This is a genomic window from Nonomuraea sp. NPDC049378 (assembly GCF_055586745.1).
The window spans coordinates 328,314-350,140 of sequence record NZ_JBVJHP010000013.1 but is presented as its reverse complement, the minus strand read 5'-3'; the positions used below and the strand labels follow the sequence as shown (position 1 = coordinate 350,140).

Annotated in this window: 10 protein-coding genes; 6 read left to right on the top strand and 4 right to left on the bottom strand. The window is 75.0% G+C overall.

Features of this window, described 5'->3' with window-relative positions; all coding sequences use genetic code 11:
* Window positions 1-170 precede the first annotated feature (170 nt).
* From ACZ6SA_RS28725 to ACZ6SA_RS28715, 3 genes are read left to right on the top strand one after another with little or no spacing between them, the layout of a single operon-like run.
* Window positions 171-1,052: a thiamine pyrophosphate-dependent dehydrogenase E1 component subunit alpha gene (locus tag ACZ6SA_RS28725; RefSeq protein ID WP_465831568.1), complete on the top strand. Its 882-nt coding sequence runs from the start codon at window positions 171-173 to the stop codon at window positions 1,050-1,052.
* Entirely contained in the window at window positions 1,049-2,209 is a 1,161-nt protein-coding gene (locus ACZ6SA_RS28720) for an alpha-ketoacid dehydrogenase subunit beta (RefSeq protein WP_465831566.1), read from the top strand. Before ACZ6SA_RS28725 ends, ACZ6SA_RS28720 begins: the two co-directional genes overlap by 4 nt.
* The gene (locus ACZ6SA_RS28715) at window positions 2,202-3,404 is read left to right on the top strand and encodes a 2-oxo acid dehydrogenase subunit E2 (RefSeq protein WP_465831564.1); all 1,203 of its coding nucleotides are present in this window, start codon (window positions 2,202-2,204) and stop codon (window positions 3,402-3,404) included. Before ACZ6SA_RS28720 ends, ACZ6SA_RS28715 begins: the two co-directional genes overlap by 8 nt.
* Here ACZ6SA_RS28715 and ACZ6SA_RS28710 read toward each other — a convergent pair.
* Genes ACZ6SA_RS28710 through ACZ6SA_RS28695 form a run of 4 tightly spaced genes read right to left on the bottom strand, consistent with a single transcriptional unit; the run spans window position 3,375 to window position 18,149 of the window.
* Window positions 3,375-8,846, bottom strand: coding sequence for a non-ribosomal peptide synthetase/MFS transporter (locus tag ACZ6SA_RS28710; protein WP_465831562.1), 5,472 nt, complete (start codon window positions 8,844-8,846; stop codon window positions 3,375-3,377). The two genes, ACZ6SA_RS28715 and ACZ6SA_RS28710, sit on opposite strands and share 30 nt — an antisense overlap.
* Window positions 8,843-15,193, bottom strand: coding sequence for an amino acid adenylation domain-containing protein (locus ACZ6SA_RS28705; protein ID WP_465831560.1), 6,351 nt, complete (start codon window positions 15,191-15,193; stop codon window positions 8,843-8,845). The genes ACZ6SA_RS28710 and ACZ6SA_RS28705 overlap by 4 nt, the downstream gene beginning before the upstream one ends.
* Window positions 15,190-16,692, bottom strand: a complete 1,503-nt coding sequence (locus tag ACZ6SA_RS28700) for a condensation domain-containing protein (RefSeq protein ID WP_465831558.1) — start codon at window positions 16,690-16,692, stop codon at window positions 15,190-15,192. Before ACZ6SA_RS28700 ends, ACZ6SA_RS28705 begins: the two co-directional genes overlap by 4 nt.
* A gap of 2 nt (window positions 16,693-16,694) precedes the next feature.
* On the bottom strand, window positions 16,695-18,149 hold the full coding sequence (locus ACZ6SA_RS28695; RefSeq protein WP_465831556.1) for a class I adenylate-forming enzyme family protein: 1,455 nt from the start codon (window positions 18,147-18,149) through the stop codon (window positions 16,695-16,697).
* 147 nt (window positions 18,150-18,296) lie between these two features.
* Here ACZ6SA_RS28695 and ACZ6SA_RS28690 point away from each other — a divergent pair, with 147 nt between their 5' ends.
* From ACZ6SA_RS28690 to ACZ6SA_RS28680, 3 genes are read left to right on the top strand one after another with little or no spacing between them, the layout of a single operon-like run.
* Complete coding sequence (locus ACZ6SA_RS28690) at window positions 18,297-18,530, top strand: acyl carrier protein (RefSeq protein WP_347619463.1); 234 nt, start codon at window positions 18,297-18,299, stop codon at window positions 18,528-18,530.
* A 10-nt stretch (window positions 18,531-18,540) separates the two neighbouring features.
* The gene (locus ACZ6SA_RS28685) at window positions 18,541-19,833 is read left to right on the top strand and encodes a condensation domain-containing protein (RefSeq protein WP_465831553.1); all 1,293 of its coding nucleotides are present in this window, start codon (window positions 18,541-18,543) and stop codon (window positions 19,831-19,833) included.
* The gene (locus ACZ6SA_RS28680; RefSeq protein WP_465831551.1) at window positions 19,830-21,791 is read left to right on the top strand and encodes a N,N-dimethylformamidase beta subunit family domain-containing protein; all 1,962 of its coding nucleotides are present in this window, start codon (window positions 19,830-19,832) and stop codon (window positions 21,789-21,791) included. The genes ACZ6SA_RS28685 and ACZ6SA_RS28680 overlap by 4 nt, the downstream gene beginning before the upstream one ends.
* Window positions 21,792-21,827: the final 36 nt, after the last annotated feature.

The following is a 21,827-nucleotide window of genomic DNA, read 5'->3' as shown; positions in this document are numbered from 1 at the left end:
CCCCCCCCCCCCCCCCCCCCCCCCCCCCCCCCCCCCCCCCCCCCCCCCCCCCCCCCCCCCCCCCCCCCCCCCCCCCCCCCCCCCCCCCCCCCGGCGGCATCCCCGTCCTGGACGCGATATGCGGGTGTTGTATACGCTTTCAGGAGGTTTTCCTGGTGCTCGAGGAGCCTATGGACAGACTCTCTGACGACGACCTGGCGCTGCTGCTCCTCATCCGGTCCTTCGAGCTGAAACTCCTCGAGCTCTTCGAGCGGGGCGAGCTCGACGGCACCACCCACACCTGTCTGGGGCAGGAGTACGTCCCCGTGTCCCTGCGCCCGCTCCTGCGCGAACCCGACTGGGTGTTCAGCAACCACCGCGGTCACGGGCACTACCTGGCCAGGTTCGGCGACCCCGAAGGGCTGCTCGCCGAGATCATGGGCAGGAAGGGCGCGGTCTGCGAGGGCGTCGGCGGCAGCCAGCACCTGCGGCGGGACCGTTACCTGTCGACCGGGGTGCAGGGCCAGAGCCTGCCCGTCGCCGCGGGGGTGGCGCTGCGGCTGAAGCGGCACGAGCCGGGCGCGCTGGCGTGCGTGTACATCGGTGACGGCACGTGGGGCGAGGGCTCCGTGTACGAGGCCATGAACCTGGCGCAACTGTGGCGCCTGCCGCTGCTCGTCGTGGTCGAGCACAACGGCATCGCCCAGTCCACGCCGACGGCCCTCCAGATGGCGGGGACGATCGAGGGCCGGGCACGGGCGTTCGGCATCGGCCACCACCGCGTGGACCGGTTCGAGATCCCCCGCATCCGGGACGGCCTGGCGCCCCTGATCGAGTCCGTGCGCGCCGACCCCCGGCCCTTGGTCGTCGAGTTCGCCACCCACCGCCTCGGCCCTCACAGCAAGGGCGACGACACCCGCCCGCCCGGCTTCCCCCGCACCGACTGGTACGCCGCCTACCGGGCCGCCCACCCCGGCCAGGCGGCCCGGGTCGAAGCCGAGGCCCGCGCCCGCGTCGACGAGGTCGCCGCCGAGGTGGCCGCCCGCCCACCGGCGGCCTGGACGGCGGCGTGAGCCCGGGGGAGCCCGCCGGGCGTCCGGGGCCCGCCGTCCAGCCGGTCGCGGACCGTGGCGGCGCCCGGGTGGGGGAGGACCTCAACCGCGCCCTCCACGGCCTTCTGGAGGACGACCCCTCCGTGTACGTCCTCGGCGAGGACCTGCTCGACCCCTACGGAGGCGCCTTCAAGATCACCAAGGGCCTGTCGACGCGTTTCCCCGACCGCGTCCTGACCACCCCGCTCAGCGAGGGGACCATCGTCGGGGCGGCCTCCGGGCTGGCCCTCGCGGGCGGCAAGGCGATCGCCGAGATCATGTTCGCCGACTTCGCCGCGCTCGCCTTCGACCAGATCCTCAACTTCGCCAGCAAGTCCGTCACCATGTACGGCGCCCGCGTCCCCATGCCGCTGGTGGTCCGCTGCCCCTCCGGAGGCCACCGCGGTTACGGCCCCACGCACAGCCAGAGCCCGCAGAAGCACTTCATCGGCATCCCCGGCCTGTCGCTGTTCGAGATGTCGCCGTTCCACGACAACCGGGCCGTCCTCGACCGCATGCTCGCGCTGGGGGAGCCGTGCCTGCTCTTCGAGGACAAGGTGCTCTACACGCGGCGCATGTATCCGCCGGGAGTGGCGGAGGAGCTGTTCCGATGGGATCTCGTGGGCGATGTGGCGGTGGTGCGCCTCGACCCGCCGGTGACCGGCCCGGTGACCCGCCCTGTGACCGGCCCTGTGACCGGCCCCGTGACCGGCCCCGGTTCACCGCCGCTCGCCGGTGCTCCGGAGATCCCTCCCGGCGACCTCGACTACGTCGTCATCGTTCCCGGAGGGCTGGCCCACCGGGCGCTGGCGGCCATGCGAGCCCTGCTGCTCGGCTACGACCTGGCCGGCGTGCTCCTGGTCCCCTCCCGCCTGTACCCCTTCGACCCGGCGCCGCTTCTCGACCTGCTCGGGCGGGCGCCGCTGATCTGCGTCGCCGAGGACGGCAGCGCGGGCGGCACCTGGGGCGGCCACGTCGCCGCCGACCTGCACACCCGGCTCTGGGGGCGGCTCCGGCGGCCGGTCAAGCTGGTCAGCTCGGCCGACAGCGTCATCCCCACGGCCGCCCACCTGGAACGGGACGTGCTGGTGCAGGACAGCACGATCCGCCGCGCCGTACTGGAAGGGCTCGATGGTTGAGATCCGGGTGCCCAAGCTGAACTCCAACGACTCGGCGTACGTGCTGGTCGCCTGGCTGGCACCCGACGGGGCGGCGGTGCGCGCGGGCGAGGTGGTGGCCGAGGTGGAGACGTCGAAGACGGTGGAGGAGCTGGTCTGCGAGCACGACGGCGTTCTGACCCACCTGGCGCCGGCGGGCCGCGACATCGCCCCCGGCGACCCCATCGCCCGCGTCACCTCCCCGGCCGAAGCCCCTGGCCCGCCTTCCCGCCACCCGCCCGCGTCCGCCGCCGCGTCCGCCGTGCCCGCCGCCGTGCCCGCCGCCGTTCCGGTGGCCGCGGGGACCGGTGGCGGGCCGCTGGTCACCGCGCCCGCCCAGGCGCTCATCGACGAGCTGGGCATCGACCCGGAGCGGGTACGCGCGCTCCCGGTGAAGGTGGTGCGCCGCGCCGACGTCGAACGCCTGGCCGCCGCCGGCCCGCACGCGAGCCCGGCAGGCCGTGAAGGTGGTCGCGGCGGCGGCGAGGTGACCGTCGACCGGAGCGCGCCCAGGACCGGCGGTGGGAGCCCGCGGGCGTTGAGCGCGAACCAGCGCGCGGTGGGCAGGACCGTGAGCCTCTCGCACCGGACCGTCCCCGCCGCGTTCGCCGCCGTCAAGGTGGACGTGGGGGCGGCCGCCGCCGCGGCCCGCGACCTCACCCGGCGGCTGCGCATGCTGGTCGGGCTGCCCGACCTGCTGATCTCCGCCGTCGCCCGCCTGCACCACGACTTCCCGCTGTTCTTCGCCACCCTCGTGGACGAGGGCACCGCGAGGGTCCCGGACGCGCCGCACGTGGGCGTCACGATCGACCTCGGCACCGGCCTGTACGTCCCCGTCATCCGGGACGCGAACACGAAGTCCGTGACCGAGATCGCCGGGGAGCTGGGCGCGTACCGCAGGCTGGCGCAGCGCGGCGGGTTCAGGGAGGAGCAGCTGGCGGGCGGCAACATCGTCGTCACCCTGCACCACGACGCCGGCGTCGTCATGGCCGTGCCGATCATCTTCCCCGGCCAGGCGTGCGCCGTCGCCCTCACCTCCCCGCAGCCGGAGGGAGGGCGCACGGTGGCCGTGGTCGGCCTCTCGTACGACCACCGGCTGATCAACGGCAGGGACGCCGTGCTGTTCCTCCAGGCGCTCCAGGAGACGTTAGAGGGGACGCCGGCCGAGGGCCTGTAGGCCCACCAGGTCGTCGGGCAGGGCGTCGGCGCCGTCATCGACCAGCGACGGCAGCCGGGAGCGCAGCGCGGCCAGCGCCAGCCCTGCCATCGCCACCGCGAACAGCACGTACATCAGCCCGACGCCGCGTCCCTCCCCGGTGCCCACCAGCGCGCCGGCCGTGGACGCGAGCGGCCCGTCCGGGGCCACCAGCGGGTCGAACACCGCCGCCCCGTACGGCGCCACGAGCCCGAACCCGAGCGGCAGCGTCGACCAGGCGATCAGCGTGTTCAGCGCGAAGACCCGGCCGTGGAACCGCTGCGGCACCTTCACCTGCACGATCGTGGCGTAGATGCCGTTGAGCAGCGTCAGCCACAACGACATCCCGAACGCGCCGACGCCGATCGTCACGAGATCCGCGCGCAAACCCGTGACCAGGCAGAACGCCGCCAGCGCGAGCGTGCACCAGAGCACCGCCCGCATGCGGTGCCGCCCCGGCCCGCCCCACACCGTCATGGCCAGGCCGCCGATCAGCACCCCGAGCCCCGACAGGAAGGAGATGCGCCCCACGTCCTGCAGTTCGGCGAACGAGAGCACCAGCGGCGAGAGCATGAGGAAGAGCGGCGACAGGAAGATGTTCAGCGCCGCGAAGAACAGCAACATCCGCCGGAAGCCGTGGTGGCCCCAGGAGTAACGGAACCCGGCGACCAGCTCGGCCACGACCGGTTCCTTGCGCCGCCACGCCAGCCTCGCGGGGAAGCGCACCAGCGACGTCACCACGATCGCGAACGCGTACCCTGCCACGTCCAGGATCAGGATGCCCTCCAGCCCGATGACGGCCATCAGCCCGACGGCGGCCAGCGGCACGAGCAGCTGCGTCATGCCCCCGGCCATCTGCACGATGCCGTTCGCGTGGCCGAGGTATCGCTTGGGGACGAGCTGCGGGATGGCGGAGCTGTACGCGAGGCGCTGGAAAGTGAGCGCCACGGACAACACCGCCAGCAGCGGGTAGACGTGCCAGGTCTGCAGGTTGCCCGTCCAGAGCAGGACGCCCAGCATGAGCTGGGTGCCCATGGCGGCGTAGTCGCCGGCGAGCATGACGGTGCGGCGGTCGTTCCTGTCGACCACGGCTCCCGCCAGCGGCGCCACCAGCATCCCCGGCACCAGGCCGATGACGGCGAGCAGGGCGAACTGGGCGAGTGAGCCCGTCGTCAGGTAGATCCAGATGGGGATGGCGAACTCGGTCAGGGCCGACCCCATGATCGAGATGAGCTGCCCGCTCACGACGCCGAGGAAGCGCCGCATGCTCGGCTCCGGAGCCCCCGCCCGCCCGCCGGGGCGGCCCGCCACTCCGGACCGCCCGCCTGCGCCGCCGGACCGCCCGCCGGACCGCTCACAGGACCGCCCGCCGGCCTGCTCGCCCGGGTGCTCGCCGGAGTGCTCGCGGGCCGCGGGCCGGTGGCCGGGGTCCGTCCTGGACACCTCGCGCAGGCGCCAGCTGGGTCCTGACGTCTCGCCTCCCGAGGCCACGGCCCCGTGGACGCTAGTGACGATCTCGGCGAGCTCTTCCGCCCGATATTTCAGGAAAAAGTGGCCAGCCTCGTCCAGCTCCACCACGGCCGCCACCGGCGTCAGGAAGTGCCACTCCCTGAACCGTTCCTCGAAGTACTCGGTCGCCGGGTCCCGCTCACCCGCGACGCTGATGATCGGCGCCCGCAGCGGCGTCACGGAGCTCCGGAACAGGCCGGTGAAATACTCCTCGGCCGCCTCCGTGTCCTCGCGCATGTTCCTGATGATGTGCCGCGCCTGGCCCGGGTCGAGGTCGCTCATGTCGAGCCCCATCGACGTCAGCCAGTTGGCGTAGCTGCGGTCGCTGCGCATGTACTCGCGCCTGGCCAGCCGCGACAGGGCCGCCAGCACCCGGTTCCCCGGCTGGGCGAACGGGAAGATCGCCCCGATGTACACCGCTTCGAGCGACCGCCCCGCCGCCTCCAGCCGCCGCGCGATGGCCACGGTCAGCGCCGACCCGACCCCGCAGTGACCGTACAGGGCCAGCGGTCCCCGTACGTTCCGCAGGATCTCCTCCACGCAGCGCTCCGCCACCTCCTCCAGGGGCTGCGGGTCCTCGTCCAGGCCCACGTCGTGCCCGGGGATGGACACCGCCCACAACGCGTGCGTCGCCGGCAGGGCGTCCGCCAGCGGCTGGTACGCCACCGCCGCGCCGCCGCCGTACGGGACGCACACGTACGTGAGGTCGGCGGGCCCGGCCCGGCGCGGCGTCAGCTCGTGCAGGAGGGGGCGCGGCCCGGTGGCTCCGCCGTCGGCGTGGGCGGCCAGTTCCCTGACGGTCGGGTGCTTGAACAGGTCCACGACGGCGACCGGCGCCGAGCCCCGCGGCAGCTCCCTGCGTAACCGTGCCACGACCTTGATGGCGAGCAGCGAGTGCCCGCCGGCGTCGAAGAAGTCGTCGTCGATGCCGAAGTCCGCGCCGCCGAGCACGTCCGCCCAGACGGTGTGCACCAGGCGCTCGGTGCCGGTGCCCGGCTCGGCGCGGGCGCCGCCCGCGCCGTCGCCACCCTCGCGGGCGGCGGCGCGGGCAGGCGGCGGCGCGGGCAGGCGGCGGCGGTCCACCTTGCCGTTGGCCGTGAGGGGCAGCCGGTCGAGCGGGACGAAACGGGTGGGGATCATGTACGCGGGCAGGGTCTCGACGAGGTGCGCCCGCAGCCGCACCGGGTCGGGGCCGGCGCCGACCACGTACGCGACGAGCTGCGCGCCGTTGCCCTCACCGTCGGTGGTCACCACGCACTCGGCGACGTCCGGGTGACGGGCGAGGTGGGTCTCGATCTCGCCGAGCTCGATCCGGTAGCCGCGGATCTTGACCTGGGCGTCGGCCCTGCCGAGGAACTCGATGGTGCCGTCGCCGGTGTAGCGGCCCAGGTCGCCGGTCCGGTAGAGGCGCTCGCCGGTGCGCGGAAGGGTGACGAAGGAGGCGGCCGTCCTGTCCGGGTCGCGCCAGTAGCCGGTGGCGACGCCCGCGCCGCCGATGTACAGCTCGCCGGGCACGCCCACGGGGACGTCCCGCAGGCCGGGGCTGAGGATGTGGAAGGTCTGGTTGGCCAGCGGGCGGCCGTACGGGATGGACGTCCAGGACGGGTCCACCGCGCCGATCGGGTAGGAGATGGACCAGATCGAGCCCTCGGTGGCGCCGCCCAGGCTGACGACCTCCGCGTCAGGGGCGAGCGCGCGGATGCGGTCCGGCAGGGTCAGCGGGATCCAGTCGCCCGAGAGCAGCACCAGGCGCAGCGAGCCGAGGTCGGTCCCCTCGTGCTCGGCGTGGTCGACGAGCAGCTCCATCAGGGCGGGCACGGAGTTCCAGACGGTGACGCGCTCCTCGGCGACCAGGCGGGCCCACGCGGCCGGGTCCTTGTCGCCCGACGGGTCGCCCATCACGAGGGTGGCTCCGGCCGCGAGGGCGCCGTAGACGTCGTACACGGACAGGTCGAAGCTGAGCGCCGACAGGGCGAGGAACCGGTCGGCGGGGCCGATCCGGTAGCGGTGGTTGAGGTCGCGCACGGTGTTGACGGCGGCCCGGTGCTCGATCACCACGCCCTTGGGGGCGCCGGTCGAGCCCGAGGTGAAGATCACGTACGCGAGGTCGCCGGGCGTGGCCGGGTTGTCCAGCGGGTCGCCGCAGGCGTCCGGGACGGTGAGGCGGGTCAGGCCGGCCGGCCAGGCGAGGCCGAGCCACGGCTGGGTGACGGCGATCTCGCACCCGCCGCGCTCGATGAGCTCGAACCGCCGCTGGTCGGGCAGGTCGGCGTCGACCGGCAGGTACGCGGCCCCGGCCAGGTTGATCGCCAGGACGGCGGCGACCTGCTCCCAGCCGCGCTCCATCACCACCGCCACGAGCCGCCCGGGGCCGGCGCCGGCGCTCACCAGTCCGGCGGCCAGCGCGCGGGCCCGCCCGAGCAGCTCGGCGTAGGTCAGCGCGCCGCCGGGGTGGACCACGGCGACGGCGCCGCAGTCACGGACCGGGTCCGTCAGCAGCCCGGGCGGGCCCAGGTCGGCCGCGGTGTCGTTCCAGCGCCGCCGCTCCTCCCGCTCGGCGGCGGTCAGCAGGTCGAGCTCCGCCACCGGCGTCTCCGGTGCGTCGGCCACCTGGGCCAGCAGCGTGGCCAGGTGCCCCGCCATGCGCTCGACCCGCCAGGCCGAGAACAGCGCGGTGTTGTAGACGAACAGGAACGACCCGTCGCCTCCGGTGTAGAGCTCCAGGTCGAACCGGGTCGCCCAGCGTCCCGGCTCGAACCCCTCCAGCGCCAGCGCCCCCGCCTCCGGCTCGCCGCCGTAGTTCTGCATGGCGAGGATCACCTGGAACACCGGCGAGCGCGACGGCTCCCGCGCCACGTTCAGCTCCGACACCAGCCGCTCGAACGGCACCTCCTGGTGCGTGTACGCGTCGGTGGCCGTGTCACGCACCCGGCGCAGCAGTTCCGCGAACGTCGGCTCGCCCGACAGGTCCACCCGCATCGCCAGCATATTGACGAAGCACCCGATCAGCCCCTCCAGCTCCGGCACCATCCGGCCGGCGACGGGAGAGCCGATCGTCACGTCCCGCCGGCCCGCGTACCGGCCGAGCAGCACCGCGAACGCCGCCAGCAGCACCATGTACGGCGTCGCGCCGTGCTCGCGCCCCACCCGGTCGAGCCGCCCGGCCAGCTCCGCGCCGACGGAGAAATGGTGCGCCGCCCCCGCGTGGGTCAGCTCGGGAGGGCGCGGCGCGTCGGTGGGCAGCTCCAGCGGCTCCAGCCCGGCCAGCCGCTCCCGCCAGTACTCCACGTCGCCGCCGGGCCGGTCCCGCTGCCAGGCGGCGAAGTCCCCGTAGCTCACGGGCAGGCCGGGCACCGGCTCCCCGCCGCAGAGCGCCACGATCTCGCGCAGCAGCACGTTCGCCGACCAGCCGTCGGCCGCGATGTGGTGCACGGCGATGGCCAGCACGTGGTCGTCGGCGGCCAGCCGCACCAGCAGCGCCCTGATGACCGGCCCCGACGCCAGGTCGAACGGCTCGGCCAGGAACGGGCCCACCAGTTCCCTGGCGGCCGCGGCCGACTCCGCGTCCGCGACGGCCAGGGGCGCCGCCGCCTCCCGCGCGACCAGCACGGACGGCTCCCCGTCAGGGCCCGTGGGGAACGTCGTGCGCAGCGGCTGGTGCCGGGACACGATCCGCTCCAGCGCCGCCTCCAGCGCGTCCGCGGTGAGCGGGCCGCGCACCCGCCGCACCAGGGGAACGGTGTGCGCCGGGCTGCCGGGGGCGTACTGCTCCATGAACCACAGCCGCTCCTGCGCGTACGACAGCGGCGGCGCCTGCCCGGGCGGCAGCGCGGGGATCGACGGCCCGGCCGGCGGGCGGCGCCTGCGCAGCCGCTGGGTCAGCAGCGCCCGCTGCGCCTCGCTCAGTTCCGTCATGGACCCTCCCGATCCAGCAGGCTCCTCGCCTGCTCGTCGGACAGCACCGCCACCTCGGCGGCCAGCGCCTCCTCGACGGCGACGGCCAGCGCGGCCACGGTACGGCGGTCGAACAGGGTGCGGATCGGCAGGTCCACGCCCGCCAGGGCGCGCAGCCTGGCGGCCACCCTGATCGCGAGCAGCGAGTGGCCGCCGAGCGCGAAGAAGTCGTCGAAGGCACCGATCTTGCCGGCGCCGAGCACCTCCGCCCACACGTCCGCGACCAGCTCCTCCGCGTCGGTGCGCGGCGGCACGCCGCCGCCCTCGGCAGGCCCTGGCAGGGGCAGCGCGCGCCTGTCCAGCTTGCCGTTGCGGGTGAGGGGGAGGGCGTCCAGCACGACCCAGCGGGTGGGGACGAGGTGCGGGGGGAGCCTGCGGGCGACGTACTCGGCGGGCTCGGGCGCGTACCCGCAGGACGTGCCGGGGACGACGTAGGCGACGAGGTCGCCGTCCCTGGCCAGCACCGCGGCCTGGTGTACGTCCGGATGGCCGAGGAGGCAGTGCTCGACCTCGCCGGGCTCGATCCGGAACCCGCGCACCTTCACCTGGTCGTCCAGCCGCCCGAGGAACTCCAGCTGCCCGTCCCGCCGCAGGCGCACCCGGTCGCCGGTCCTGAAAACGCGGCCGCCCGGCCCGCCGGCGAAACGCGGGTCGTCCCCACCGAGGTAGCCGCGGGCCACGCCGGGCCCGCCGACGTGCAGCTCGCCCGGCGCGCCAGGAGGCACCGGGCTTCCGTACGCGTCGAGCACCCTGACCGTGGTCGCCCGGACCGGCCGGCCGATGGGCGGGCGCGGGTCGCCGCCGCGCAACTCCGCGGCCGTGGCGATGATCGTCGTCTCGGTCGGCCCGTACGTGTTGACCAGCCGCACCCGGTCGCCGAACCGCTCCCGCCAGCGCTCCACCGCCCCGGCCCGCACCTGCTCGCCGCCGAGGATCACCAGGCGCAGCCGTTCGGGCCAGGACACCTCGTCGATCATGCCCACCAGGTGGTGGAAGTAGGCGGTCGGCAGGTCGAGCACGGTGACGTCGGGCCGTCCGGCGAGCAGCTCCGGCAGGGCGGTTCCGCCACCGGGCAGCAGCTCGACCGTGGCGCCCGCCGCCAGCGCCGGGTAGATCTCCTCCGCGTGGGTGTCGAAGCCGAGCGCGGCCAGCTGGACGACGCGGTCACCGGGACGCAGGCCGTAGACGGCCCGCATCCACCGGACCCGCTCGGCCAGCCCGGCGTGCTCGACCACGACGCCCTTCGGCGCGCCGGTCGATCCCGAGGTGTAGAGGACGTACGCGGCCCCGCCGCAGTGTTCGCACGCCGCCCCGTCGCGGTGGTCGCGGGCCGGGCCGCCGGAGGTTTCGTGCACCGCCCCGCCCGCCTCACCCCGCGGCGCGACGTGGGGTCCTCGCGCCGGGCCGTCCTCGATGACGAGGCCGTCCGTGACGACGAGGGACGCCACGGAGGCCATGGCGCGCAGGCGCTCCTCCGGGTAGGCGGGATCCAGCGGGAGGTAGGCGGCGCCGGCCCGCCAGATCGCCAGCATGGCCACGACCGCGTCGACGGAGCCGCCGGCCATCCGCAGCCCCACCGCGCCCCCCGCGCCCCGCCCGGCCAGCTGCCCGGCCAGCCGGGCCACGCGCCGTTCCAGGCCGGCGTACGTGACGGCGTCCTGGCCGCAGCTCAGGGCCACCCGGTCCGGGTACACCGCCACCGCCTGCGCGATCAACTCCGGCACCCGGGCCGCGGGATCGGGGCCGTCCCCGCCCGCGGCCGCCCAGCCGGGCGGAGGGCAGCTCGCCGTCTCGATCAGCGCCTCGTCGGCGGCCGTGAGGACCGGCAGGCGCGACAGCGGCGCGTGCCGGTTGCGGGCGTCGGCCACCCCGCGCAGCAGCACCTCGAACCGCGCCGCCAGCCCGGCCACCGTCGCCGCGTCGAACAGCCCGGCGTCGTACCCGAACGCCACCCGCAACCGCCCGGGCGCCCGCCACGCCTCCACGGTCAGGTCGAACTTCGCCTGCCGGTACCCGTCGTCGAAGAACGACATCCGCAGGTCACCCAGCCGGTCCCGCGCCCCGTCGCGACCGGCGAGGTCGGCCGCCTGGCCGTTCAGCGCGAACAGGGTCTGGAACATCGGCTTCCTGGTGATGTCCCGCTCCACGTCCAGCTCCGCCAGCAGCTGCTCGAAGGGCACGTCCTGGTACGCCATCGCGTCCAGGACCGTGCCGCGCGTGCGGGCCAGCAGCTCCTCCAGCGTCGGGTCACCCGACAGGTCGCCCCTCAGCACCAGCGTGGTGCTGAGGTAACCGACGAGCGGCTCCAGCTCCACCCGGTTCCGCCCCGCCGTGGGCGAGCCCACTAGCACGTCGTCCTGCCCGGTGTGCCGCGACAGCAGGAGCTGGTACGCGGCCAGCAGCACCATGAACAACGTGACCTGATGCCGGCGCGCCGTCGCCTCCAGCGCGGCCAGCAGGTCGCCGGGCACGTCCAGCAGGTGGACGCCGCCGCGCGAGGGCTCCGCGCCGTGCGGCCGGTCGGTGGGCAGGTCCAGCGCCGTCGGGTCGGCGAGCTGGGCCCGCCAGTACTCCAGCGCCTCCCCGGTGTCCTGCTCCCGCTGCCAGAGGGCCACGTCCCCGTGCTGCACGGCCAGGGCGGGCAGCCCCGGCGGGCCCGACCCGACGGCGCCCGCCGCTCCGGACGGGGCCGCTCCGGACGGGGCCGCTCCGGACGGGGCCGTTTCGTGGAGGGCCGCTTCGTACAGGGCCGCGAGGTCGTCCAGGAGGACGGTGATCGACCAGCCGTCCGCGACGATGTGGTGGAGCACCACGCACAGCACATGGTCGTCGGGGCCGAGCCGGATCAGGGAGACGCGCAGCGGCGGCGCCGCACCGAGATCCAGCGGCGCGTTGGTGCGGGCGGCGACCAGCGCGCGGGCCTCGTCCTCGTCGCGGGCGCCGAGCCGTTCGACGCGGACGGGCGAGGGGCGCTCGACGACGGCCACCGGCCGGCCGTCCACCTCGGGGTAGCGGGTTCGCAGCGACTCGTGCCTGGCGACCACCCCGGTCAGCGCCCGCCGCAGCGCCTCCTCGTGGAGCGGGCCCCGGAGCCTGCGCACGACGTACATGTTGTACGAGGCGTCGCCGGGATCGAGCCGGTGCAGGAACCACAGGCGTTCCTGGGCGGGGGAGAGCGGCGGCAGCGTGCCCGCGGGGCGGGGCAGCAGCGGCCTGCCCGGCGCGTCCTGCTGTTCGTCCAGCGTCGCGGCGAATCCGGCCACGGTCGGGTGCGCGAACAACGCCCGCAGCGGCGCGGGCGTGCCCGCGGCCGCCAGCCGGGCGATGACCCGGGTCGCCAGCAGCGAGTGGCCGCCGAGCGCGAAGAAGTCGTCGCCGGCGCCGAGGTCGCCGGTGCCGAGCACCTCGGCGAAGATCCGCGCCACCTGCCGTTCCCTGGCGGTGGCCGGCCGCCCGCCCCGCCCCGCCGCGGGACGCGACGGCGCGGGCAGCGCCTGCCGGTCCACCTTGCCGTTCGGGGTCAGCGGCAGCGCGTCCAGCGCCACGACCGCCGAAGGCACCATGTACGCCGGCAGCCACTCCGCCGCCCGATCCAGCAGGTCGCCGGGAGCGCCGGGCGCGACGTAGGCCACGAGCACGTCGTCCCGCGCCACCACGGCGGCCTCGCGCACCCGCGGATGCCGCAGCAGCGTGGCCTCGATCTCGCCGGGTTCGACGCGGTGGCCCCGCACCTTGACCTGGCCGTCGTCCCGTCCGAGGAACTCGAGGGTGCCGTCGCCGAGCCACCGGACCCGGTCGCCCGTCCGGTACCGGCCGCCCTCGAACGGCTCCGGCGGCTCCCCGGGCCCGCGCAGGTAGCCGAGGGCGACCCCCGCCCCGCCGATGACGAGCTCTCCCGGCACGCCGACCGGCGCCGGCGACCCCCACCGGTCGAGCACCTGGACGGTCGTGTTGGCCAGGGGCCTGCCGATGCTGATCCGCCCGGGTGACTCGGGCACCTCCCAGGCGGTCGACCAGATCGTGGTCTCCGTCGGCCCGTACATGTTGAACAGCCGCCGCGCCCGCCGCCGCAGCCTTCCGGCCAGCGCGAGCGGCAGCGCCTCGCCTCCGGCCAGCGCGACCAGCCCGGCCGGGTCCAGGCCGCCGGCCAGCAACATGCTCCACCCGGACGGCGTCGCCTGCACGTGCGTCACCCCGGACCGGGCGACCAGCCCGGCCAGCGCCACGCCGTCCCGCGCGGCGGCGTCGCCGGCCAGCACCAGCCGCCCGCCCGTCACCAGCGGCAGGTACAGCTCCAGTCCCGCGATGTCGAACGACAGCGACGTGCTGCCCAGCCACGCGTCCCCCGGGCCGGATCCGAGCAGGTCCGCCATCCCGGCCAGCAGGTTGACCAGCGCGGAATGCGGCACCGCCACCCCCTTCGGCACCCCGGTGGACCCCGACGTGTGCAACACGTAGGCGGCCGCGCCAGGCCCGGGACCGGCCTCCGGCGCTCCGCCGCCCGGCCCCGTCCCGGCCGGAGCGCCTCCCGGCATCGTGCCGGCCGGCGCGGTCAGGGGCAGCGTCCTGATGTGCTCGGGGAGCGGGGCCGACGGGCCGGCGAGCGCCACGCGTACCCCCGCCCGATCCAGCATCCCGGCGACCCGCGCCGCCGGCAGCGCCGGGTCCACCGGCAGGTAGGCGGCCCCCGCCAGCATGACGCCGAGGAGCGCCCCCGGCAGGTCGGCGGTGCGGGGCAGGCACACCGCCACCACCGACCCCGGCCCGGCCCCGCACGCCCGCAACTCCCCGGCGACCGCCCGCGCCCGCTCCGCGACCTCGGCGTACGTGCGCCGCACCCCGCCGTGTTCCCCGCCGTGTTCCCCGCCGTGTTCCCCGCCCTGCTCCCCGCCGTGTTCCCTGTCGCACTCGACGGCCACCGCGTCCGGCCGCGCCCGCGCCTGCCGCAGGAAGAGGTCCACCACGGTGCCGTCAGGCACGGCGAGCGCGGTGGCGTTCCAGGTCGTGGCGACCAGCTCGCGCTCCCCGGACGGCAGCACGTCGAGCTCGGACAGCCGCGCCTCAGGGCGGCCCGCGACCGAGGCGAGCAGCGTGCGGAAACGGGCGGCCAGCCGGTCGGCGGACGCCTGGTCGAACAGGTCGGCGCTGTAGACGAACGCGCCGTGCAGCCCGTCGCCGTCGGGCCACAGGTCCACCCGCAGGTCCACCATGGCGGGCGGCACCCCGTGCGGGAACGGCGTGCTCTCCAGGCCCGCGAACGTCGCCGCCTCGCCGAAGCCGACCGCCGCGTTGTGCAGCCCGAACATGGTCTGGAACAGCGGCGTGCGGCTGAGGTCGCGGTCGATGTCGAGCGCGGACAGCACCCGCTCGACGGGCGTCTCGCCGTGCGCCATCGCCTCCAGCACGGTACGCCGGGTCCTGCGCAGCAGCTCGGTGAACGGCGGATCGCCCGACACATCGCCCCGGAGCACCAGAGTGGAGGCGAACAGCCCCACCATCGGCTCCAGCTCCGGCCGGGCCCGCCCGGCGGTGGGCGTGCCGACCAGGATGTCCTCCTGCCCGGTGTGCCGGGCCAGCAGCGCCTGGTAGGCGGCCAGCAGCACCATGAACAGCGTGCAGCGCCCCGCCCGCGCCAGCCGCCGCAGCCCGCCCATCAGCGCCGGATCGAGGTCGAAGTGCGACTCGCCGCCCCTGCTGCCGCGACGGGCCGGGCGCGGGCGGTCGGCGGGCAGGTCCAGCGGGGTGGCGCCGGCGAGCTTGCCCGTCCAGTAACCGACGTCGGCGTCCGCGGCCCGCTGCGCGCCGGCGTACCCGGCGTACGTCACCGGCAGCTCGGGCAGCGCGGCCGGCGTGCCGTGGACCCGGGCGGCGTAGCACCTGGCCAGGTCGTCCATGAGCACGTTGAGCGACCAGCCGTCGCCGATGATGTGGTGCAGCACGACGCAGAGCACGTGGTCGCCGCCGGCCAGCCGGATCAGCGTGATCCGCAGGGGCGGCGCGGCGCCCAGCTCGAAAGGGGTGTTCGCGCGTTCCTCGCACAGCCGCTCGGCCTGCTCGGGCGTCGCGAGCTCGACCAGCTCGACGGGTACGCGACCCGGCGGGTCGACCACGGCGACCGGCTGCCCGTCGGCCTCGGGGAACCTGGTGCGCAGCGCCTCGTGTCTGGCCGCCACGTCGGCGAACGCGCCGGTCAGCGCCCCGGCGTCGAGCGGGCCGCGCAGCCGCCGCGCGACGACCACCCGGTAGGCGGGGTCGGCCGGGTCGAGCCGCTGCAGGAACCAGAGCCGCTCCTGCCCGAAAGAGATCATGCGCGCAGCTCGCTCACCGCCGCCGCCACCCCGGTGACCGTGGGATCGTCGAGGAACACGTCGAACGGCACCTCCACGCCGAGCCGTTTCCTGATCCTGGCGCTGATCTGGGTGATGGTGAGCGAGTGGCCGCCCAGGTCGTACAGGTCCTCGTCGGGGGCGACGTCGTCGATCCGCAGGACCTCCATCCAGATGAGCCGTACCTGCTCGACCAGTTCGCCGTCCACGGCTCCCGTCTCCCGCGCCGGCGCGGGAGGGCCGCCGGAGCCGGCGGCGACCGGCGGCGGGGCGGCGGGCCGCGCGCGAGCCGGCGCCAGAGCCGTCAGGGGCACGTCGGGGGCGGCGCTCGCGGCGGCCAGCACGGCCCTCAGGTCCTCGCCTGCCGCCTCCACGTCCCGCGCGGACACGAGGTCCGGGCTGTAGTGCAGGGTGAGCCGGAGCCCGTCGTCGCCGTCCACGGCCTGCAGGTGCAGCACGTTCCTGACCGTGCGGCTCGACATCTTCCACTCGGCCGACGTCCGCAGGCCGGGGAAGACCACGTTCGCCGCCCGCCGCCGGAAACTGATCGACACCGGCGCCAGCGCGGGCCGCGGCCTGACCCCGCCCGCGGCGCGGGCCGCGGGGACGTCGCGGAAGCGGTTCAGCTCGCGCACCTCCGCCCTGAGGGCGTGGGCGAGCTCCCTGAACGTGGTGTCCGGCTTGGGGGCGGAGTAGACGGGCAGCTCGGTGGCGAACAGACCGATGTGGTCCCGCGTCCCCGCCTGCCGGGTGGACATGGCGATGGCGACCGCGACCTCCGCGTTGCCGTAGGAGTACAGCAGGCCGTGCACGGCGGCGAGGAACGCCTCGAACCGCGTGACCCCGGCCGCCTGCGCCGCGGCCATCTCGCCGGTCAGGTCGAGCAGGACCTCCTCGGCGCGGCCCGCCGTCCTCACGGCCCTGACCGTCCCGCCGATCACCACCTCGGACGCGTCCCGCCAGCGGGCCCGCCAGTACGCGGAGGCCTCCGGCGGGATCGCGGGCGGCGCACCGTACGGCATGGGCAGCGGCGGCGGCGCCTCGCCCGCGTAGGCGGCCGCCAGGTCGCGCGTCAGCAGGTCCTTGGACATGCCGTCGAACACCAGGTGGTGCCCGACGAACAGCAGCACGTGCCGTTCCCTGCTCACCTCGGCCAGCGTGAACCGCGCCAGCGGCCCGCGCCCGAGGTCGAACGGCCGCGCGATCTCGGTGCGCAGCAGGTGCCCCGGATCCGGCGCGGTCGTGAACACCACGGGCGGCCGACGGGCGGCCGGCACGAGGTGCAGCTCGCCGTCGCGCTGCTCGAACGCGCACCTCAGCACCGGATGGCGGTCGACGACCGCCTCGCACGCCCGCACCATCGCCTCCCGGTCGAGCGGTCCGTCGAACCAGAGGGCGAACGGCATGTGGTACGCCGTCCCGGTGCCGTGCAGCACCTCAGTGATCCACATGCCGTGCTGCGCCTGCGATGCCAGGACCATGTTCACTCCTCTGCCAGACGGCGCAGTTCCCGCTTGATGACCTTGCCCGCGGCGTTCCTCGGCAGGACGTCGAGGCAGAGCAGCTTCGACGGCAGCGCGTGCCCGGCCAGCCGGCCGCCGAGGAAGGACCGCACGTCGCTGAGCGCCAGCGGCTCGCGGGCCACCACCGCCGCGGCCACCGCCATGCCCATCACCGGGTGCGGCACGCCGAAGACCGACGCGTCCGCCACCGCGGGATGCTCGTGCAGCGCGGCCTCGACCTGCAGCGTCGAGACCTTGAACGCGCCCGACTTGATCACGTCGCCGTCGCGGTCGACGAGGTACAGGTAGCCCTCGTCGTCGAGGTATCCCAGGTCGCCCATGCGCACCCAGCCGTCCTGGAAGGCGTCGTCCCGCTCGCCGTAGTAGGCGCGGGGGTGGTCGGCCGCGCGCAGCCACACCTCGCCGGTCGTCCCGGCGGGTACGGGTTCGCCCGCGGGGCCGGCGATCCTGAGCCGCGACCCGCCCGCGGCGCGGCCGAGGGAGCCGGGCCGGTCGCCGTCGTAGATCATGATGGTCTGGGCGGGCGCCGCCTCCGTGGAGGTGTAGTAGTTGGCCACGGTCGCGTTGGGGAACGCGCCGGTGAGCTCGGCGGCCACGGCCGGCGGGAGCGCGGCGGCGGCCGAGCCGAGCAGCAGCACGCTCGACAGGTCGTGGCGGTCCTGCACGCGGGCGTTGAGCAGTTCGATCGCCATCGCGGGCACCACGAAGCAGGTGCCGGCCGCGTGCTCCTCGATCAGGGCGGCGAAACGGGACGGGGTGAACACCGGCAGCGTGACCACCGTGGGGGCCGCGGTGAGCGCGTGGAGCAACATCACCTGGCCGGCGTTCGTACCGATCGGGAAGGCGTGCACCAGATGCCGGGAATGGGCGAACGGGCGGCGCTTGGGGTGCACCGTCGGTGAGGTCAGGTTGGCGTGGGTTGCGGCCACGCCCTTGGGCCGGCCGGTGGTGCCGGAGGTGTAGAGGATCTGGGCGAGCGAGAGCGGGTCGAGCGCGGGCGGAGGCGGCGCTTCCGAGGGGCGTGACAGCTGCTCGAAGGCGATGACGGCGGGCCCCGCCGGCGGCTCGCGCAGCGCGTCGCGGCCGCGCACCACCGCGGCGGCGCCGCAGTGCCCGATCATGTACGCCTGCTCGGGAGGGGCCGCCCGGTCCGGCAGCGGCACCGCCACGCCGCCCGCCTTCAGCACGGCCATCCAGGTCACCGCGTAGTCCAGCCAGTCCTGGCCGCCGAACACCAGCGCCACCCGATCACCCTGGAGGGGCCCCGGCAGCCCGCGGGCGGCGGCGGTGGAGCGCTCGTCCCATTCGCGCAGGGTCAGGGCTCCCTGGCCGGCGACGACGAGCGCTTCGTGCTCGGGTTCGGTGGCTGCTCGGGACGACAGGAGTTCGGGGACTGGAAGGGCCGACGGAACCACCCCCAGAATTTTTTTCGTCGTGCCGCTTGACGCTAGAAAAAATGCACAAAGGCGTCAAGCCCTCACCTTCTGGCGCTTGCCGACATCTGGTCACGCGTGACACACTCGCCGCGGATTCCCCGATCACGGAGGGTTCGCCAGGTGCAGATGGATGGAGAGCTCCGCGAGCGGCTCGCCGGCATGATCGTCAAGGCCACGGACGGCGCCGTCGACCCGGCCGAGGTGATGGCCGGGCGGACCCGGCTGAGCGATCTCGGCGTCACCTCGCTCGCCTACCTGCGGCTGATCGACGCGGTGGAGGCCGAGTTCGGGGTGCAGCTCGAACCCGCCACCCTGGACGGCCTCGACGAGCTGGTGGACTACGTACGGCTGCACGGCTGACCCGCCCGGCATGGCTGAACCGGTCGGCGCGCCGCTCACCGCGCCCCTCGCCGCGCCGTTGACCGTGCCGTTCACCGTGCCGCTCACCTGGGGCCAGCAGGACATCTGGCGGGCCGTCCGCGCGGCCGAGCCGCAGGACCACTACCTGACCATCGGCCGCGTGTTCGACGCCCCCAGGAAGCGGCCCGTCACCGTGGAGCGCGCCGCCCAGGCCCTCGACCGGCTGGTCGCCCGGCACGAGTCCCTGCGCACCCGGCTCGCCGGACCGCGCGACGCGCCGCTGCAGCGGATCTTCCCCGAGGCGCGGCCCGCCTTCGAGGTGACCGGGGACGAGCCGGCCCAGCAGGTGTGCGACCGGCTGGCCGCCGTGCCGTTCCGGTACGAGCAGGAGTGGCCGCTGCGGGTGGCGTTCGTGACGGAGGGAGCACACGTACGCCAGGTCGTCCTGGTCCTCAGCCACCTCGCCGCCGACGGCCACGCGGCCGACCTCGTCGTCAAGGACTTCCGGCTGCTCCTGCTGCGCGACTCCCTGCCGCCCCCGCAGGGCCCGACCCCCAGGGAACTGGCCGCCTGGCAGGGCTCGGCCGGGGGCCTGCGCCTGTCGCGCGAGACCATCGCCGCCTGGCTCGCCGAGCACGCCCGCCTCGATCCGGTCCCGCCGCCGTCCCACCCGCCGGGCCGGCCCCGGTTCGTGGAGGTCACCCTCCGCTCGACCGCCCTCGACGCCGCCGCGCAGGACGTCGCCGCCCGCAACCGGGTCAGCTCCTCGACCGTGCTGCTGGCGGCCGCGATGCGGCTGGCCGGCGGGCTCACCGGGCAGCGGTTCCACGGGATGCGGGTGATCGTGAACAACCGGTTCGCGGCCGGCCGCCGCGACGTGGTGGGCACGATCTCGCAGGAGGCGCTCGTGGTGCTCGACCTCCGTACGGAGTCGTTCGACGCGCTGGTACGCCAGGCGTGGGGGAGCGCGCTGCGCGCCTACCGGCTGGCCCAGTACGACCCGTGCGCGATGGCGGAGGCGGTCGGCGCCGCCGGGCCGGGGATCAGGTCGTTCGGCTGCTTCAACGACCAGCGGCTCGTGCAGGAGGACGGCGCGCCGCGTGAGCCCGTACCAGGAGTGACGGAGGTGGCGAGGACGGACGCGATGGACCGCAACATCTGCGACTTCCGCGTGCACGTCGGCGGCGAGCCAGGCCGGATGGAGGTGTCGTGCTACGCCGACACCGCGCTGCTGCCGCCGCCGGGGGCCGAGCGCTACCTGCTCGACCTGGAGACGCTGGTCGTGGGGGAGGCCCGCTCATGAGCCTGTACGCCACGGCGACGTCGTGCGCGCAGGGCGAGGCACTGCGCTTCCGCCTGCTCGACGAGGGCGGCGGGCCGATCAGGGTGGAGGACGTGCCGTCCGGGCGGACCGTCCTGGAGGGCGCCGCCGCGCCCGGGCCGGGCTGGACGCTGAAGGTGGGGGCGGACTGGCCCAGCTCGCTCTACCGAGCCGTCTACCACGAAATTCCGGCATATTTCGTCGTACGCAGTGTTATGGCCGCTTCGCCGATTCTGGTGTCGATCCCGTTCCCCACCTGGGAGGCGTACAACCGGGCCGGCGTCCCCGGCGAGGGCCTCTACCAGTCGGAGCAGCCCGACCGCGCCGTCAAGGTCACCTTCGACCGGCCGGGAGCCGGGCCGCAGATCGAGGAGTGGGAGCTGGGCCTGCTCCGCTGGCTCGCGCCGGCTGGCTACACCGTCGACTACTGCTCGGCCCTCGACCTGCACGGCGCCCCCGCCCGTCCTGCCCTCGACCGCCCTGACCTCGCCCCTCGCGAGGGCCCCGGCCCGCATGGGGGTCTCGACCTGCTGAGCCGCTACCGGCTGCTGGTCGTCAACGGGCACGACGAGTACTGGTCGTGGGAGATGCGGGACGCGGCCGAGGAGTTCGCCCGCCGCGGCGGCAACATCGCCATCTTCTCCGGCAACACCTGCTGGTGGCAGGTCCGTTTCGAGGACGACCTGCGGACCATGGTCTGCTACCGCGACGCCGTCGCCGACCCGATGGCCGCCACCGACCCTGGCCGCGTCACCGTCGAATGGCCCAGCGAGCCCGTCAACCGCCCAGAGAACCTCCTGACCGGCCTGTCCTTCAGGAACGGCGCCGGCTGCTGGGTCGACTCGCGCGTCATGGCCGAGGAGTCCTACACCGTCCGCTTCGCCGGGCACTGGGTGTTCGAGGGCGCCGGGCTGGCCGACGGCGACACGTTCGGGCGGGGGGCGATCGGTTACGAGACGGACGCCGCCGACCTCGACTGGGTGGACGGCGTCCCCCGGGCCTCCGGCCGCGACGGCGCGCCTGCGTCGCTCGTCGTGCTCGCCACCGCCGACCTCGCCCACTGGCGCGGCTACGGCAGGGCCGGGGCGGCCACCATGAGCGTGCACCGCCTCGGCGCGGGCACCGTCTTCAACGCGGGCACCATCAACTGGGGCAACACCCTGCACGACCCGGCGCTGGCCCGGATCACCCGCAACGTCCTCGACCGCCTCTCCCAACCTCCGCCCGGACCCACCTGGGAACCGATCGGCCCCACCCCCGCCGTGCCCGCCCCGCGCGCCGGTGGCGTCCGGGCGCTGGTGTGTTGTGAGGGCCGGCTTTTCGCCGCCTGCGCGGACGGCACGCTCGCGTACCGGGACATCTCCGGCCAGAACCTTCCGTGGCGAACGATCGACGAGACGGACGCGATCGCCCTGGCCGCTCCGAGGGAGGCGCACGGCGGCCCGCCCGCCGGTCTCTACGGCGTCGCCCCCGACGCGACGATCCGCTACCGAGACCCCGTGCCGGGTCCCGCACCCTGGCAGGACGTCGGCCTGGCACCTGAGGGCACCACCGGACTCGCCGCCGCCGACGAAGCGTTGTTCGCCGTCACCACCGCGAACGAGCTCTGGCACCTCCCCATCCGGCGGCTCCCCGCACACGACTGGACCCTGATCGGCCCGGCGCCCGGCGCAACGATCGGCCCGGAGATCGGCGCAGAGATCGGCCCGGAGATCGGCCCGGAGATCGGCACAGTGGTCGGTTCGGCAGCCCTGGCCGCGATGAACGGCAGGTTGTTCGGCGTCGCCGGCGACCGTGTCCTCACCAGATCGGTGAGCCGCCACGAAACCCCATGGGCGGATCTCGGCCCCGCGGCCGGACAGACCGTCCTCGCCGCCGCGTCCGGCCGCCTCATCGGCACGGGCCCCGGCGGCGCTCTCCGCTGGCGGCCGATCGCATGAACGGGACCGGGCGCGCGGCCGGTGGTGGTCTGCGGG

Bases quoted from the DNA above. Each gene is read 5' to 3' on its own strand.
- ACZ6SA_RS28725 (WP_465831568.1), top strand. From the start codon at position 171: ATGGACAGACTCTCTGACGACGACCTGGCGCTGCTGCTCCTCATCCGG.
- ACZ6SA_RS28715 (WP_465831564.1), top strand. From the start codon at position 2,202: ATGGTTGAGATCCGGGTGCCCAAGCTGAACTCCAACGACTCGGCGTAC.
- ACZ6SA_RS28710 (WP_465831562.1), bottom strand. From the start codon at position 8,846: ATGACGGAACTGAGCGAGGCGCAGCGGGCGCTGCTGACCCAGCGGCTG.
- ACZ6SA_RS28705 (WP_465831560.1), bottom strand. From the start codon at position 15,193: ATGATCTCTTTCGGGCAGGAGCGGCTCTGGTTCCTGCAGCGGCTCGAC.
- ACZ6SA_RS28700 (WP_465831558.1), bottom strand. From the start codon at position 16,692: ATGGTCCTGGCATCGCAGGCGCAGCACGGCATGTGGATCACTGAGGTG.
- ACZ6SA_RS28690 (WP_347619463.1), top strand. From the start codon at position 18,297: ATGGATGGAGAGCTCCGCGAGCGGCTCGCCGGCATGATCGTCAAGGCC.
- ACZ6SA_RS28685 (WP_465831553.1), top strand. From the start codon at position 18,541: ATGGCTGAACCGGTCGGCGCGCCGCTCACCGCGCCCCTCGCCGCGCCG.
- ACZ6SA_RS28680 (WP_465831551.1), top strand. From the start codon at position 19,830: ATGAGCCTGTACGCCACGGCGACGTCGTGCGCGCAGGGCGAGGCACTG.